This is a genomic window from Micromonospora chalcea, from assembly GCF_028768405.1.
In the GTDB taxonomy this organism is placed as follows: Bacteria; Actinomycetota; Actinomycetes; order Mycobacteriales; family Micromonosporaceae; genus Micromonospora; species Micromonospora chalcea.
Genome location: NZ_CP118233.1, coordinates 3,698,938 through 3,713,832 on the forward strand (window position 1 = coordinate 3,698,938; position 14,895 = coordinate 3,713,832).

General features: G+C 72.8%; 13 protein-coding genes, 1 tRNA gene and 1 pseudogene. 10 read left to right on the forward strand and 5 right to left on the reverse strand.

The annotated features are described in order from the left end of the window. Positions 1 to 2 precede the first annotated feature (2 nt). Positions 3 to 1,670, reverse strand: coding sequence for an arginine--tRNA ligase (gene argS / locus PVK74_RS16075; RefSeq protein ID WP_064447846.1), 1,668 nt, complete (start codon positions 1,668 to 1,670; stop codon positions 3 to 5). Positions 1,671 to 1,769: 99 nt separating this feature from the next. Here argS and PVK74_RS16080 point away from each other — a divergent pair, with 99 nt between their 5' ends. The 4 genes from PVK74_RS16080 (at position 1,770) to PVK74_RS16095 (ending at position 4,997) form a co-directional block, all read left to right on the forward strand. Continuing rightward, entirely contained in the window at positions 1,770 to 2,606 is an 837-nt protein-coding gene (locus PVK74_RS16080; RefSeq protein ID WP_043328620.1) for a DUF3105 domain-containing protein, read from the forward strand. 13 nt (positions 2,607 to 2,619) lie between these two features. Next, on the forward strand, positions 2,620 to 3,294 hold the full coding sequence (locus PVK74_RS16085; protein WP_043328618.1) for a DUF305 domain-containing protein: 675 nt from the start codon (positions 2,620 to 2,622) through the stop codon (positions 3,292 to 3,294). Positions 3,295 to 4,151: 857 nt separating this feature from the next. Beyond that, the gene (locus tag PVK74_RS16090) at positions 4,152 to 4,847 is read left to right on the forward strand and encodes a winged helix-turn-helix domain-containing protein (RefSeq protein ID WP_064447847.1); all 696 of its coding nucleotides are present in this window, start codon (positions 4,152 to 4,154) and stop codon (positions 4,845 to 4,847) included. 75 nt (positions 4,848 to 4,922) lie between these two features. Then, positions 4,923 to 4,997 (forward strand) — tRNA-Arg (locus PVK74_RS16095). Between the two features lie 1,227 nt (positions 4,998 to 6,224). Here PVK74_RS16095 and ligD read toward each other — a convergent pair. Next, positions 6,225 to 7,184, reverse strand: a complete 960-nt coding sequence (ligD, locus tag PVK74_RS16100) for a non-homologous end-joining DNA ligase (protein ID WP_064447848.1) — start codon at positions 7,182 to 7,184, stop codon at positions 6,225 to 6,227. A 91-nt stretch (positions 7,185 to 7,275) separates the two neighbouring features. Between ligD and PVK74_RS16105 the strand changes: the two genes are divergently transcribed. The 3 genes from PVK74_RS16105 (at position 7,276) to PVK74_RS16115 (ending at position 10,524) form a co-directional block, all read left to right on the forward strand. Beyond that, complete coding sequence (locus PVK74_RS16105; protein WP_043328596.1) at positions 7,276 to 7,677, forward strand: winged helix-turn-helix transcriptional regulator; 402 nt, start codon at positions 7,276 to 7,278, stop codon at positions 7,675 to 7,677. A gap of 92 nt (positions 7,678 to 7,769) precedes the next feature. Further along, on the forward strand, positions 7,770 to 8,315 hold the full coding sequence (locus tag PVK74_RS16110) for a TetR/AcrR family transcriptional regulator (protein ID WP_043328594.1): 546 nt from the start codon (positions 7,770 to 7,772) through the stop codon (positions 8,313 to 8,315). Positions 8,316 to 8,343: 28 nt separating this feature from the next. Beyond that, complete coding sequence (locus PVK74_RS16115) at positions 8,344 to 10,524, forward strand: MMPL family transporter (RefSeq protein ID WP_069087382.1); 2,181 nt, start codon at positions 8,344 to 8,346, stop codon at positions 10,522 to 10,524. Positions 10,525 to 10,559: 35 nt separating this feature from the next. On the opposite strand, the gene PVK74_RS16120 is transcribed toward PVK74_RS16115, so the two are convergent. Further along, entirely contained in the window at positions 10,560 to 11,816 is a 1,257-nt protein-coding gene (locus tag PVK74_RS16120; RefSeq protein ID WP_064447850.1) for an erythromycin esterase family protein, read from the reverse strand. 160 nt (positions 11,817 to 11,976) lie between these two features. Here PVK74_RS16120 and PVK74_RS16125 point away from each other — a divergent pair, with 160 nt between their 5' ends. Beyond that, positions 11,977 to 12,174: a DUF2795 domain-containing protein gene (locus PVK74_RS16125; RefSeq protein WP_043328589.1), complete on the forward strand. Its 198-nt coding sequence runs from the start codon at positions 11,977 to 11,979 to the stop codon at positions 12,172 to 12,174. 59 nt (positions 12,175 to 12,233) lie between these two features. Here the strand turns inward: PVK74_RS16125 and PVK74_RS16130 are convergent, their stop codons facing one another. Then, positions 12,234 to 13,130, reverse strand: coding sequence for a Gfo/Idh/MocA family protein (locus PVK74_RS16130; protein ID WP_043328587.1), 897 nt, complete (start codon positions 13,128 to 13,130; stop codon positions 12,234 to 12,236). 131 nt (positions 13,131 to 13,261) lie between these two features. Here PVK74_RS16130 and PVK74_RS16135 point away from each other — a divergent pair, with 131 nt between their 5' ends. Then, positions 13,262 to 13,675 carry a hypothetical protein gene (locus PVK74_RS16135; RefSeq protein ID WP_082931094.1) on the forward strand — a complete coding sequence of 138 codons (414 nt, stop codon included), beginning with the start codon at positions 13,262 to 13,264 and terminating at the stop codon, positions 13,673 to 13,675. Beyond that, positions 13,668 to 14,145 (forward strand): annotated as a pseudogene (locus PVK74_RS16140) (hypothetical protein). The gene PVK74_RS16135 and the pseudogene PVK74_RS16140 overlap by 8 nt, the downstream one beginning before the upstream one ends. On the opposite strand, the gene fabG reads toward PVK74_RS16140, so the two are convergent. Next, a complete protein-coding gene (gene fabG, locus PVK74_RS16145; protein WP_043328584.1) occupies positions 14,118 to 14,876 on the reverse strand; it encodes a 3-oxoacyl-ACP reductase FabG in 759 nt (252 codons plus the stop codon). The pseudogene PVK74_RS16140 and the gene fabG sit on opposite strands and share 28 nt — an antisense overlap. Positions 14,877 to 14,895 lie beyond the last annotated feature (19 nt).

Here is a 14,895-nt window from a genome sequence, read left to right on the forward strand (position 1 = left end):
GACTACATCCGCTCCGGCGCGGACACCCCGAGCAGGCGCAGGCCGTTGGCGATGACCACCCGGGTCGCGTCGTTGAGCCAGAGCCGCGCCCGGTGGGTGTCGGTGATCTTCTCGTCGCCCTGCGGGGCGATCCGGCAGTTGTCGTAGAACCGGTGGTACGCCTGCGCGACGCTCTCCTCCAGGTAGCGCGCCACCCGGTGCGGCTCCCGCAGCTCGGCGGCGGTGGCCACCACCGCGGGGAACTCGGCGAGCGCCTTGAGCAGCTCGTTCTCCTTGTCGTGGCCGAGCAGCTCGGGCTGGAACGCGGCGGCGTCACCCCGGGTCAGCCCGATCTCGGCCGCGTTGCGGGCCACCCCGGCGGTACGCGCCGCGACGTACTGGACGTAGTAGACCGGGTTGTCGTTCTTCGCCCGGGTCCACAGCTCCACGTCGATGTCGATGGGCGAGTCGGCCGAGTAGCGGGCCAGCGCGTACCGGGCCGCGTCCACGCCGATCGCGTCGACCAGGTCCTCCAGCGTGACCACGGTGCCGGCCCGCTTGCTCATCCGCACCGGGGCGCCGTCGCGGACCAGGTTGACCAGCTGGCCGATGAGGATCTCCAGGTTGCGCGCCGGGTCGTCGCCGAAGCAGGCCGACATCGCCTTCATCCGGCCGATGTAGCCGTGGTGGTCGGCGCCCAGCATGATCACGACCCGGTCGAAGCCGCGCTCCCGCTTGTTCAGGTAGTAGGCGCAGTCGGCGGCGAAGTACGTCCACTCGCCGTTGGACTTGCGCAGCACCCGGTCCTTGTCGTCGCCGAACTCGGTGGTGCGCAGCCAGGTCGCGCCCTCGGACTCGAAGACGTGCCCCTGCTCCCGCAGCCGGGCCAGCGCCGCGTCCAGCGCGCCCTGGTCGTGCAGGTCCTTCTCGTTGAAGTAGGTGTCGAACTCCACACCGAAGTCGCGCAGCGAGGACTTGATCTCGGCGAACATGAGCTGGACGCCCTCGGTCCGGAAGACCTCCTCGGCGGCGTCCGGGGTGAGGTCGAGCACGTCCGGCCGGCGGCGGACCACCTCGGCGGCGATCTCCGCGATGTACGCGCCGCCGTAGCCGTCCTCCGGCGCGGGCTGGCCCTGCGCGGCGGCCAGCAGCGAGCGGGCGAACCGGTCGATCTGGGAGCCGGCGTCGTTGAAGTAGTACTCCGTGCCGACCTCGGCGCCGGTGGCGCGCAGCAGTCGGCTGAGCGCGTCACCGACGGCCGCCCAGCGGACCCCGCCGATGTGCACCGGGCCGGTCGGGTTCGCCGAGACGAACTCCAGGTTGATCCGCTGCCCGGCGAGGGTGTCGCTGCTCCCGTACGCCGGGCCGGCCTCGACGATGAGCTTGGCGAGCTGACCGGCGGCGGCCGCGTCGAGGCGGACGTTCAGGAAGCCCGGCCCGGCGATCTCCACCGACTTGACCCCCGGCGCCTTGGCCAGCTCGTCGGCCAGCGCGGTCGCCAGTTCCCGCGGGGGTACGCCCACCTTCTTGCTGAGCTGGAGCGCCAGCGTCGAGGCGTAGTCGCCGTGATCCGGGTTACGGGGTCGCTCGACGGTGGTCTGCGCGGGCAGCGCGGCGCGGTCCAGCCCGCGCTCGTCGAAGACGGCGTGGGCTGCGGCGAGGACGACCTCGGCGAGTTCTGCGGGAGTCACTGATCCATGTTATCGGGGGTAGACTCGGGCACCGCGGCGGCGACCCAGCATGTGAACCGGCCCCGCGGTCCCCCTGACCGACCGACCTGACGAGGCACGATGAGCATCAGCACCCCGGGCGGCCCGGAGCGCCGTCCCACCGTGGTCAGCACCGGCAAGAAGCCGGCCGCCGGCCGGCCCGCGGCTGCCGACAAGCCAGCCGCGAAGGCCGGCGCGGGCAAGGCCGGGGGCGGCAAGGGCACGCCACGGCCCGGTGCCGGCGGCAAGGGCCGCAAGCCGATCGCCCCGGTGAAGGTGAGCCAGGGTCGCTCGTGGGGCCCGATCGCCCTGTTCGTCGCGGTCGGCGTGCTGGCCGTGGGCATCATCGGCGTCGGCGCCTGGGCGGTCTACCAGGGCGGCCAGCCGTGGGAGAAGCGGGCCCAGGCGATCAACGGCATCGTCGACTACCGCGAGAAGGACAAGGACCTGGTCAAGGGCGGCAACCACCAGCCCGGCGCGATCAAGTACGACGTCCTCCCGCCGGTCGGCGGCCCGCACAACCAGGCCTGGCAGAACTGCATGGGTGACGTCTACGACGCCCCGATCGCCAACGAGCACGCGGTGCACAGCCTGGAGCACGGCACGGTGTGGATCACCTACCGCCCGGACCTGCCCGCCGACCAGGTGGAGAAGCTCAAGAGCAAGGTGCAGGGCAAGGAGAAGCTGATGCTCAGCCCGTTCGAGGGGCTGGACAAGCCGATCTCGCTGCAGGCCTGGGGCTACCAGCTCAAGGTCGACAACGCCGACGACGGCCGCATCGACGACTTCATCAAGACGCTGCGGGTGAACGCCTCCATCGAGGGCCCGAACGCGCTCTGCGACCAGGGCGTCACGGCCACCGGCACCGCTCCGCGCGACAACCTGCAGAACACCATGCCCCAGCAGCCCACCCAGTAAGGACGACGCCGCGATGACCGCTCCGGTGACCACCGACAGCGAACTGGACGAGGCTCCGGCCGCCGACCAGGGCGGCCGGGGCGCGATGCGCCGTTACGGCCTGCCGGCGGTGGTCGCCGCCCTCGTGGTCGGGCTGCTCCTCGGGTACGCCGGCGGTCTGCTCACCCCCACGCTCACCCGGCCGGGTGAGAACTCGGCGGAGGCCGGGTTCGCCCGGGACATGACCGCCCACCACAACCAGGCCGTGGCCATGGGGCTGCTCGCGTTCAACCAGGGGCAGGACCCTGAGGTACGCCAGGTCGGCGTGGACATCGCCACCGGCCAGCAGGGCGAGATCGGCACCATGCAGACCTGGCTGCGGTCCTGGAAGCTGGACCCGACCGGCGGGCAGGCGCCGATGGCGTGGATGAAGGACGGCGGCGGGCTGATCAAGGACGGCCTGATGCCGGGCATGGCCACGCCGGAGGAGATGGCGAAGCTGCGCGCCGCGAGCGGCCGCGAGTTCGACGTGCTCTTCCTGCAGATGATGATCCGCCACCACATCGGCGGCGTGCACATGATCGACGGCATCCTCGAGCAGGGGCGTGACGACGACGTGCTGGCGGTCGCGCAGGTCATGAAGAACACGCAGCAGAACGACCTGACCAACCTGAGCGCGGCGCTGAAGCGCCTGGGCGGCACCCCGTAACACCACCCGCCACCCCGCAAGACCCCCGAGGCCCGGTCCCCCTTCCCAGGGGCACCGGGCCTCCCCCGTCCCGCCCTCACCCGCCCGCCCGCCCGCCCGCCCCGGCGATCTTGCAGTTACTGCCCCGGCCATGTCTGATTCGCCCCGTTACGGGAGGGCCGCAAGTGCAAGATCGCGGGAGGATGGGCGAGGACGGCCCGGGTCGGCCCGACAGGGCATCCTCGCCCGCCCCTCGCGCGTCCGCGCTTCCGGTTCGGAGCTTGATCGACACCATCTCGGGGAGGTGGCGTTATCCCCGCCCTTGATCGACACCAGTTCGGGGAGGTGGCGGGGTCAAGGTGGGTGGGATGCAACCACTTCGGCGAGGTGGAGTGGATCAAGAGCAGGGTGATGTGCTCGGGCAGGCTGGCCGGTCGAGGTAGGACGGGGTGGGACGGGGTGGCCGTGCCGAGGGTCGGCTGGTGGCCGAGGGCCGGCCCGACAGGGGCATCCCACCCGCCTCGCGTACCCGCGCTTCCGGTTCGGAGCTTGATCGACACCAGCTCGGGGAAGTGGCGGCATCCCCGCTCTTGATCGACACCAGTTCGGGGAGGTGGCGGGGTCAGGGTGGGTGTGATGCAGCCACTTCGGCGAGATGGAGTCGATCAAGGGTGGGCTCGTGACCCGGGGTGATGTGTTCGGGGCAGGCGGGCCGGTCGAGGTGGGACGGAGAGGCCACGTCGAAGGTTGGGGCCGGGGGTGAGATGTCCCGGTTTGTGGGTTTGTAACGGTTTGGGGTTAACGGGTCATTGTGGGGGTTGGAGAGTTTTCTACCCACATATCGTGACCAGTTGCGATTCGGGCTCGTTGCCCAAGACGTGGGGGTTGCACTCAGAGACGCAGGGCGGTCGGTGACCAGCTGGTGCCGACGCCACACCATCGGCGGTGACGGAGCGGTGGCAGCCGTCCGTCGCGGACTGCGGCAGGGCGAGCCGGGAACGCTCAGCCGCGAACAGGAACTCGAACTCATCGACGTGCTCCGGGGGGTCCACCCCGACGAGTTCGGCCTCGACGAGGAGCTCTGGACACGGCAGAGCCTGACCGCCCTCATCGAGCGCCGGTTCGGGCTGGCGATGGACGCCGGCACCGTCGGGGCGTACCTGCGGGCCTGGGGTCTGGGGCCGCGCGAGCCGCGCGAGCGGGCCTGCGGCCTGTGCGTCAGCGCGGTCGAGCGGTGGGTACGCAGCGAGTACCCGACGATCACGCGGGCGGCCCAGGAGCACGCCGCCGAGGTCTACTGGATCGGCCGGGTACGCCTGCGCGGCACCATGCCCGCCGCCGACGTGGTCTCGGCGGTCTCGTCGCGGGGACGGGTGCGGTTCATGGTCACCACGCCGTCGGTGGATCCTCCGCTGCCCCGGGACTTCGTGCTGCGGCTCAGCGGCGCCGAGGAGCGCACGGTGCACCTGATCGTGGACGGCTCGTGGCCGCGCAACGAATGGCCCCGTCGGCTGCCCCGGCGCGTCGTGCTGCATCCGCTGCCGAGCTGTGGTCGAGCCGTCGCCGCCGCCTGATCCGACGAAGATCGACTCGCGGGGTACCGATTCGGTGATCCGGGAGGGGGTTTGCTACTCTTCTCGGGTCGCTGAGCCCCCGTAGCTCAGGGGATAGAGCACCGCCCTCCGGAGGCGGGAGCGCAGGTTCGAATCCTGCCGGGGGCACCAGAGCAGTCATCGCAAGGCCCTTGACCAGCCCGGTCAGGGGCCTTCGTCGTGTCCCCGGCGTGCGCGGCAGTGTCCCCGAATTCGGGAATGTACAGGTCACGGGCTGGCTAACCTCGCGGTGAACGGGTCGAACCCCAGCACCTGCGAAGGTGAGCCAGTTGCCCGAGACTCCGTTGACCAACCGCCCCAAGATGCACGCGGGAGTACCCGCCTCGCTGACCACCGCGCACCGATCGGTGATGCGCGCCGTCGCCGTCGCGGACGCCCCTTGCGGGCTGTGGTTCCTCGAAGCGGTGGCCGCGCACACCGGCACCACGTCGGACGAGCGGATCGACGCGACGGTGGAGGAGCTGATCGCGCGCGGGTTCCTCGTCGACACCGCCGCCGGGCTGCGGCTGTCTTCCATCGCGTTGCGCGACGACGTACTGCGGGACACCCCGCCCTCGGTGCGGCAGGCGCTGCGCGAGGCGGCGGCCGAGGTGCTCGCCGACGCCGGGCGCCCGGCCCAGGCGGCCCGGCAGCTGCTGCGGGTCCTGCCGGCGGTGAGCCGGTCCGCCTCGGCGCTGGCCGCGCGGCTGGCGGTCGACCCGGCGGTCGGTCCCAGCCTGGCCGCTGATCTGCTGCTGGCCGCCCCCGCGCCCGGGGCGGCGGAGGCGCGCCTGGCCTGGCTGGTCGACGTCGCCGACAACCTCTACCTGGCGGGCCGGGTGGACGAGACGCTGCGGATGCTGCACCGGGAGGTCACCGCCGACCGGTACGGGCCACGTCAGCGGGCGATGCTGCTCGGGCGGCTCGGCGCCTACTACGCGACCCAGCGTCCCTCGCTGTCCCTGACGTACCTCGGGCGGGCGCTGAACCAGGAGCTGGACGTCGCGGGGCGGAGCTGGACGCTCACCATGCTGGCGTCGCTGGCGGCCCGGTTCGGGCACCCCGACGCCGCCGAGCTGGTGGCGGCGGCCCAGCGGGCGCACGAGCGCAGCCCCTCCCCCGGCGGCGCCATCCGGCTGGCCTGGCGAACGCGGCCCGCGCAACCGCCTGCGGCGACCTGCCCCGCGCCGCGCGGATCCTGCGGGAGGTGGACGCGGGCGAGCCCGCCGCCCGGCCACCGAGACCCGCCCGATCTGGACGATGATCGTCACCTGGGCCCTGGCCGTGGTGCTGATCGCGTTCACCTGGGGCAAGCACCCGCCGGCGGCGAGGACCGGGCGGCGCTGACGCGGACCGGGCTCACCCGGCCTCGCGGCGGGCCTTGGCGCGCCGCTTGCCCTCGTGCATCGCCTGCACCCGGGCCACCGGGATGGTCCGTCCCTGCTCGACCAGGTCCGCCGGCAGCCGCTGCGGCGCGGGCAGCGCCTCCGCCCAGGGATCCCGGTCGCCCAGTAGCGCGGGCACGGTCCGCACGGTGAAGTCGGCTGGGCTCGCGCTCTCCAGGTCGGTCCAGCCCACCGGGTACGACACGGGGGCGCCGGGCCGGATCCGGGGACTGTAGGCGGCCACCACAGTCGCCCCGTACGCCCGGGTGGAGTCGACGAAGACGCGGCCGCGGCGGTCGGCGACGATGAACGCGGTGGTCGCGGCCGCCGGGTCGAGCCGTTCGGTACGGACGGCGAGCGCCCGGGTCGCGGCGGCGGCCTCCTCCGCCGTGGTGGCCGGGTCGACCGGCACGATCACGTGCAGCCCTTTCGCGCCGCTCGTCTTCACCGCGCCGGCCAGCCCGGCGTCGGCGAGCGCCTGCCGGACCAGCAGCGCGACCCGCACGGCGGCCGGGAACGAGTCGCCCTCCGGCGGGTCGAGGTCGAGCACCAGGTGGGTCGGGTGCTCGGGCTGCGCGGCCCGGCCGAGCGTCGGGTGGTATTCGACGGCCCGCTGGTTGGCGAACCAGAGCAGCGTCCGCCGGTCGTCGCAGAGGGCGTACGAGATGCGCCGGCGCGACGCCTCGGCCCACACCTCGGTACGGCGCACCCAGTCGGGCGTGTACTTCGGCAGGTTCTTCTGCATGAACGGCTCCTGGCCGGGCCGCACCCGCAGCACCGACAGCGGCCGGTCCCGCAGTTCCGGCAGGATCCGGTCAGCCATCGCGTCGAGGTAGTCGACCAGGTCGCGTTTGGTCGCCCCGGCGCTGTCGAACAGCGGCTGGTCGAGGTTGGTCAGCGACACTCCGGCCCGGGTCTCGTCGGCGGCGCCCATCGGACCACCATCCCGGGCCGGGCCCGGCTCGGCAACCCCGACACGGTGCCCGGCGCGCGCCTCACCGGCCGGCACCTGCGACGATCGGGGCGTGGGCGAGGCAGAGGCGGACCGGTGCGGATCGGGCGCGGCGGAGCAGGCGAGCGCCTGCACCGTGCGGGAGGCGCTGGACCGGGTGGGCGGGAAGTGGGCCATCGGCATCCTGATCGCCGCCTCGGCCGGCCCGGTCCGCTTCACCGAGCTGGAGCGCCGGGTGGAGGGGATCAGCCGCCGGATGCTCACGCTGACGCTGCGCAACCTGGAGCGGGACGGGCTGCTGGACCGGCACGTTCACCCCTGCGTGCCGCCGAAGGTCGAGTACACGGCCACCCCGATGGCCCGCGAGCTGTACGACTCGCTGGTGGCGCTGACCAGCTGGGCCGAACGGCACCGCGAGGCGATCAGCGCGGCCCGGGCCGAGTACGACCGTAGGCACGGCCACCCACCGGCCTGAACAACTGAAATCGCCCTTATGTGGCGAACACCACGCGCTCCATCTGACCGATCGGTCAGCACCTGACCGATCGGTCAGGCATGCTTGATGTCATGGCGCGCCCCACCCCGGCCACCCACGACGAGTTGCTCACCGCGGCGGCTCGGCGGTTCGCCGTCACCGGCTACAAGGGCACCTCACTCCAGGACATCGCCCGTGAGGTCGGCTGCTCCAAAGCCACAGTGCTCTACCACTTCGCCAGCAAGGACGCGCTGCTCGGCGAGCTGATGGCGCCGGCCATCGCGGTGCTGGAGGAACTCGACACCCGGATCGCCGAGCACACCGGCGCGGACGCCCAGCGCGTCGCGGCGGAGGGCTTCGTCGACCTGGCGGTCCGCTTCCGCCGCGAGATCGCGCTGCTCCGCGGCGAGTTCTCCGACCTGCTCCAGCAGCCCACGTTCATGCACATCCAGCAGATCTCCGAACGGCTGGTCGCGGCGTTCGCCGGCTTCTCCGACCGGCCCGAGGCCCGGGTCGCGGCGCTCGTCGTGCTCGCCGGCATCGCCGAGACCTGCGGCGAGTTCCTGGACATCCCCGACGAACAGCTGCGACCCGCGCTGCTCGCCGTCGCGTACCGCGCGCTCGAAGTCTCCATCTGATCCGAACCTGCGAGGACAAGGAAGGTCCATGGCGACCCTGCTGTACCGGCTCGGCCGGGCATCTCTGCGCCGACGGCGACTCGTCGCCGTCATCTGGCTCGTCGTACTCGTCGGCCTCGGCCTGGCCGCGGCCACGCTGCGGGGCCCGACGGCGAGCAACTTCACCATGCCCGGCACCGAGTCGCAGAAGGCGATCGACCTGCTCGCCGACCGCTTCCCGGCGGCCAGCGGCGCCACCGGCACGATCGCGATCAAGGCGCCACAGGACGGCGCGCTCACCACGCCCGCCGGCCAGGGGTTGGTCAAGCAGGTCACGCAGGAGGCGGCCACGCTGCCCGGCGTGGTCGGCGCGGTCGACCCGTACCAGGCGCAGGCGCTCACCCCGGACGGCCGCTACGCGCTGATCCAGGTGCAGTTCGCCGGCGGGGTCGACGAGATCACCGACGAGCAGCGCGACGCGTACGAGAAGGTCGGCGAGCAGGCCGAGGCGCAGGGCTGGCAGATCGCCCCCGGCGGCGAGGTGCTGAACGCCGAGCCGGAGGTCGGCTCGACCGAGGCCATCGGCGTGCTCGTCGCGGCGATCGTCCTAGTGATCACGTTCGGCTCGCTCGTGGCGGCCGGGATGACCATGCTGAACGCGCTGATCGGCGTCGGCGTCGGCATGGCCGGTCTGTTCGCGCTCAGCGGCGCGGTCGAGCTGACCAGCACCGCGCCGATCCTGGCGCTGATGCTCGGCCTCGCGGTCGGCATCGACTACTCGCTGTTCATCACCTCCCGGCACCGGCAGAACCTCCTCGACGGGCTCTCCCCGGAGGAGGCGGTCGGCCGCGCGGTCGGCACCGCCGGCTCGGCTGTGGTCTTCGCCGGCGCCACGGTGGTAGTGGCGCTCGCCGGCCTGGCCGTGGTGGGCATCCCGTTCCTCACCGTGATGGGCCTGGCCGCGGCCGGCACCGTCACGATCGCCGTGCTGGTGGCGATCACGCTGGCCCCGGCGCTGCTCGGCTTCGCCGGTTACAAGGTGCTGCCGCGCAAGCTGCGTGACCGCAAGGCGGTCGAGGACCCGGCCACCGGCTCGGAGGACCGTTCCGGCTTCGGCTTCCGCTGGGCGCGGTGGGTGACCAAGCTGCGCATCCCGGTGATCCTGGTCGGGCTGCTCGGCCTCGGCCTGCTCGCGATCCCGGCCCAGGACATGCGCCTGGCGCTGCCGGACGCCTCCGCCGCCGCCGAGGGCACCCCGGCCCGGGTCAGCAGCGACCTGATCCGGGAGGGCTTCGGCCCCGGCTTCACCGGCCGGCTCGCGGTCGTGGTGACCGCCGACTCGCCGCAGGCGACCCAGGCCGCCATCCCGCAGGTCACCGCGCTGATCCAGAAGACCGACGGGGTGCTCGCGGTGGCCCCGCCGCAGGTCGACCCGTCGGGGCGTACCGCGCTGCTCGGCGTGATCCCGGAGAGCGGGCCGACCGACGAGGCCACCGAGACGGTGGTGCAGGACATCCGCAAGCAGGTCGCCGGCATCCAGAACGCCGACGTGCTGCTCACCGGCGTCACCGCGGTCGGCATCGACGTGTCCGAGAAGCTCTCCGACGCGCTGCCGGTCTACCTGCTGCTGGTGGTGGGCCTGTCGATCCTGCTGCTGATGCTGGTGTTCCGGTCGATCCTGGTGCCGGTCAAGGCGGCGCTGGGCTTCCTGCTCACCGTGGCGGCCACGTTCGGCATCACCGTGGCGGTGTTCCAGCAGGGCCACCTGGCCGACCTGGTCGGCCTGGACACCCCGGCCCCGCTGGTCAGCTTCCTGCCCATCCTGCTCATCGGCATCCTGTTCGGCCTGGCCATGGACTACGAGGTCTTCCTGGTCTCCCGGATGCGCGAGGACTTCGTGCACGGCGACACCGCGCAGCAGGCCACCATCAACGGCATGGGGCACGGCGCCCGGGTGGTCACCGCCGCGGCGCTCATCATGATCTCGGTGTTCGGCGGCTTCGTCTTCCTGGAGGACCCGATCATCAAGTCGATGGGCTTCGCGCTCGCGATCGGTGTTGCCATCGACGCGTTCGTGGTCCGGATGACCATCGTGCCGGCGGTCATGTCGCTGCTGAACAACGCCGCCTGGTGGCTGCCGCGCTGGCTGAACAAGATCCTGCCCAACGTGGACGTCGAAGGTGAGGGCCTGCGCGCCCACCTCGCCGAGAAGCAGCACGCCCAGGTGTGAGCCGTACCGGGTGGGGTCCGACGGGCCCCACCCGGTCACACCCCCGCCGGGTACGTCTCCATCTCGCCGGGCGTGACGTGCGCCGGCAGCGGGTGCAGCGCCGTGGTCTCGTCGCACCAGATGAACGCGTCGTAGCGCTCGCCCAGCCGGGTCGGCACGTAGTTGCCCCAGGACTCGAAGCTCGGGTCGTACACCACCCCGATGGCCCGGTGGTCCGCCTCGCCGGTCACCCACTCCGGCTGGTCGTCGCCGCCGAAGACCAGCACCGCCCGGTCCGGCATCAGCTCGTGCAGCCGGTGCTCCACCGAGCCCTTCCGGGCCGGCGGCACCACCATCGCCTCGGCCGGGGAACCCCAGCGCGGAGCGGCTATCACGCTGCCGCGCCAGCTCCCGAAGCCGATCAGCGCCACCGTGTCCCGGCCGTGCCGTTCCCGGCCCAGCTGCCCGATGTTGACCATCCCGTCCGCCGCCATGTCGGTGGCCCGGGCGTCGCCGACGTGCGTGTTGTGCGCCCACACGATTCCCCGCGAGCCCGGCCCGTACCGGTCGAGCAGCCGGTCGAGCGTGTCGGCCATGTGGATGTCGCGCACGTTCCACGACTCGGGGCCGCCGCCGACCATGGCCCGGTAGTACCGCTCCGCGCCGGCCACCACCTCCGCGTTCTGCCAGGCCGAGAAGCGGTCCGGGCCGTCCGCGGCGGCCTGTTCCCGGGTACGCGCCAGCAGCCGGACCACCTCCTCCTCGCACCGGGCGGAGACGAACCGGCTGGCCATCGCGTACTCCTCGGGCCGCTTGCCGTACGGCTCGAAGCAGCGGTACGCCTCCTGCGCCGCCTCCAGCGAGGCCGGGTCCTCCTCGCCCAGGTAGTCGAAGATGGCCTGCATCGACTCCCAGAGGGAATACACGTCCAGCCCGTGGAAGCCGGCCCGTTCCCCCTCCGGGCGTTCCAGGTTCCACGCCCGCAGCCAGCGGCAGAAGCGGGCCACCTCGGCGTTCGCCCACATCCAGGTGGGCCAGCGTTCGAACCGTTCCAGCGCGACCAGCGGATCGGCGAGCCCGTCCGGCGCGCCGACCACCGACCGGTGCACCCGGTCGCAGTCCGGCCAGTCCCCCTCCACCGCCACGAAGTCGAACCCCTGCTCGGCGATGAGGCGCCGGGTCAGCTGCTCCCGCAGCCGGTAGTAGTCGTAGCTGCCGTGCGTCGCCTCGCCGATCATCACCACGCGGGCGTCCCGGACGCGCTCCAGCAGCGGGTCGAAGTCGCTCGGCGCGCCGAGCCGCTGAACCAGCATGTCCGCGGCTACCCGGGGCCCGCCGGGGCAAACCGCCGCCGTCGAGTCGGGCGGCGGGCGTACGGCGGCGGCTGCGGCCCGGGTCCGGCGGGGCGGGCGTAGCGGCGGACGCGGGCCCGGCGGGGGGCATGGCGCCGGGCTCATTGGGTAGCCGGGCGGCATGACCGTCACCGGCGCGCAGTTGCAGGAGTTCCTGGCCGGGCTGGACTACCCGGTCTCCCGGGAGGACCTGGTCCGCTGGGGCCAGGAGAACGGTGCCAGCACCGAGGCGCTGCAGGCGCTGCGGTCCCTGCCGGCCGAGGAGTTCCAGTCCCCCACCGAACTGGGCGAGGCGATCGTCACGCTGGCCGGCGCCTGACCTGCGGGTGTTAAGAGGGGCCCCTTCCTCTACCGGAGGCGTTAATAAGGGGCCCTTCCTTACAGCTCGACGGTGCGGCCCTGCGACCTTGCGGTCTCGGCGGCGTCCAGCACCGCCACCACCTCGCGGCCGAACCGCACGTCGCAGCGGTGGTCGCGGGTGCCCGCGTCGACCTCTTCCAGCAGCTGGTCGAGCGCGGTGGAGAACGCCTGGAGCGCGCTGCCGTCGCCGGGCGGGACGGTCTCGGTGCCGTTCTCGCCGAAGAAGACGAAGTCCCGGGTGACCGCCTCGGACGGCGCGTCCAGGGTGAGCGAGAGCGAGCTGGTGGCGCCGCCGTCGTGGGTGAGCAGCAGGTGCACCAGACCGCTCGGGCCGTCCATCGCGGCGACCCGGGTGACCCGGCCGAGCACCGGCAGGATCAGCGACAGCGCGTGCGGGCCGATGTCCCAGAGCGCGCCGCGCTCCCGCCGCCAGGTCGAGTCGCCGTACGGGTTCCCCGGCTGGAAGATCGACGCGAACATGGTGGCCCGGGCGTGCTGCCAGCCGCCGGCCGCGGCGGTCGAGGCGAGGAACCCGGTGACGTTCGGGTGGAAGCGCTGGGTGAAGAAGACCACCGAGGCCACACCGGACGCCTGGGCCGCGTCGACCACCCGGTCGGCGCCGGCGAGGTCGAGCGCCAACGGCTTGTCCAGCAGCAGGTGCCGCCCGGCGGTGGCGGCGCGGACGGCGATGTCGGCCTGCACGTCCGGCGGGAGCGCCACGGCGATCGCGTCGCACGCGTCGATCAGCGCGTCGACGTCGGTGAAGGCCGGTACGCCGTGCCGGGTGGCCAGCTCCTCCGCCTTGGCGGGGTTGCGCCCCCACACGCCGGCGAGGCGTGCCCGCGGGTGCGCCTCGATGGCCGCGGCGTGCGTCTGCGCCGCCCAGTAACCCGTGCCGAACAACCCGAACCGCACCCGGACCCCCTGCCGTCGACGTCCGCCACCGGCGTACGCCGGGACCGTGATCCACGCTAGTCCTCCGGCCGGTCCGGCGCGCCTCGACCCGGCGGGCGGGCCGCTACTACACCGGTTAGTAGGCTGTGCCGGTGAACGACACTGTGTCGACGACCGTCGCGGCGGCCGCCGGATCGCCGGTGGACGGGCCGCTCGCCACGGTCGCGATCGTGATCTCGCTGGCGGTCGCGCTCTGGGCCCTGGTGGCGGCGGTACGCCACCGGCCGCCGGACCGGATCCAGTTCGTCGGCCTGGCCGTGCTGGAGGTGGCGCTGCTCGCGCTGACCGTGGTGGCGCTCGTCGCGCTCGGCGGCGGCGAGCGACCGGGCGAGCCGGGCGCGTTCTTCGGCTACCTGGCGACGCTCGTCTGCCTGCCGCCGCTGGCCTGGGTGCTGGCGCGGATGGAGCCGACCCGGTGGGGCTCGGGCATCGTCTGCGCGATCTGCCTGGTCACGCCGGTCGTGGCGGTCCGGCTCCAGCAGACCTGGGAGGCGCTCGGTGGCTGACACCACGACCGCGCACGAGCATCGCGCCACCAACCGCGGCCCGGGCCGGCTGCTGATCGCCGTCTACATCGTCTTCGCCATCGCCGCGACCTCGCGGGCCGGCCTGCAGATCGCCACGAAGTTCGACGAGGCGCCGGTGGCGTATCTGCTGTCCGCGGTGGCGGCGCTGATCTACATCGTGGCGGCGGTCGGGCTGGCCCGGGCCGGGCACGCCGGCCGCCGGGTCGCGCTGGCCTGCTGCGCCGTCGAACTGGTCGGGGTGCTCGGCGTCGGTGTGCTGAGCATCGCCGACAAGGAGCTGTTCCCGGACGAGACGGTCTGGTCCGGCTTCGGCAGCGGCTATGGCTACGTGCCGCTGGTGCTGCCGGTGCTCGGTCTGTTCTGGCTCTGGCGCACCCGGCGCGACCCCGCCTGAGCGGGCCCGCGCCGGGTCGGGGGCCGGTCAGTCCTTCGGACCGCCGGCGACGTAGATGACCTGGCCGGAGACGAACGACGCGCCCTCGCTGGCGAGGAACGAGATGGTGTGCGCGACGTCCTCCGGGCGGCCGGGGCGGCGTACCGGGATCTCGGCGGCGGCGTGCTTCTGGAGCGCGTCGAAGTCGACCTTCATCCGGGCCGCGGTGGCGGCGGTCATGTCGGTGACGATGAAGCCCGGCGCGACCGCGTTGACAGTCACCCCGAACGGGCCCAGCTCGATCGCCAGCGTCTTGGTGAAGCCCTGGAGGCCGGCCTTCGCGGCCGAGTAGTTCGCCTGGCCCCGGTTGCCGAGCGCGGACGTGCTGGACAGGTTGACGATCCGGCCCCACTTCGCCTCGACCATGTGCTTCTGCGCGGCCTGGCTGAACAGGAACGCGCCGCGCAGGTGCACGCCCATGACCGTGTCCCAGTCGCCCTCGGTCATCTTGAACAGCAGGTTGTCGCGCAGCACACCCGCGTTGTTGACGAGCACTGTCGGTGCGCCCAGCTCGGCGGCGATCCGCTCCACGGCTGCCTCGACCTGGGCCCGGTCGGACACGTCGGCGCCGACGCCGAGCGCCCGGCCGCCGGCCGAGCCGATGGCGTCCACCGTCTCCTTGGTGGCGGACTCGTCGATGTCGACCACGGCGACGGCCATGCCGTCGGCCGCCAGCCGGCGGGCGGTCGCCGCCCCGATGCCGCGCGCGGCTCCGGTGACGACGGCGATGCGGGGCTCCTCCGACATGCTTACCTCCCGGTAACTT

What these genes read in the sequence shown, in the direction of transcription:
- PVK74_RS16080 (WP_043328620.1), top strand. Translation starts at nt 1,770, where the DNA reads ATGAGCATCAGCACCCCGGGCGGCCCGGAGCGCCGTCCCACCGTGGTC.
- PVK74_RS16085 (WP_043328618.1), top strand. Translation starts at nt 2,620, where the DNA reads ATGACCGCTCCGGTGACCACCGACAGCGAACTGGACGAGGCTCCGGCC.
- ligD (WP_064447848.1), bottom strand. Translation starts at nt 7,184, where the DNA reads ATGGGCGCCGCCGACGAGACCCGGGCCGGAGTGTCGCTGACCAACCTC.
- PVK74_RS16110 (WP_043328594.1), top strand. Translation starts at nt 7,770, where the DNA reads ATGGCGCGCCCCACCCCGGCCACCCACGACGAGTTGCTCACCGCGGCG.
- PVK74_RS16115 (WP_069087382.1), top strand. Translation starts at nt 8,344, where the DNA reads ATGGCGACCCTGCTGTACCGGCTCGGCCGGGCATCTCTGCGCCGACGG.
- PVK74_RS16120 (WP_064447850.1), bottom strand. Translation starts at nt 11,816, where the DNA reads ATGCTGGTTCAGCGGCTCGGCGCGCCGAGCGACTTCGACCCGCTGCTG.
- PVK74_RS16125 (WP_043328589.1), top strand. Translation starts at nt 11,977, where the DNA reads ATGACCGTCACCGGCGCGCAGTTGCAGGAGTTCCTGGCCGGGCTGGAC.
- fabG (WP_043328584.1), bottom strand. Translation starts at nt 14,876, where the DNA reads ATGTCGGAGGAGCCCCGCATCGCCGTCGTCACCGGAGCCGCGCGCGGC.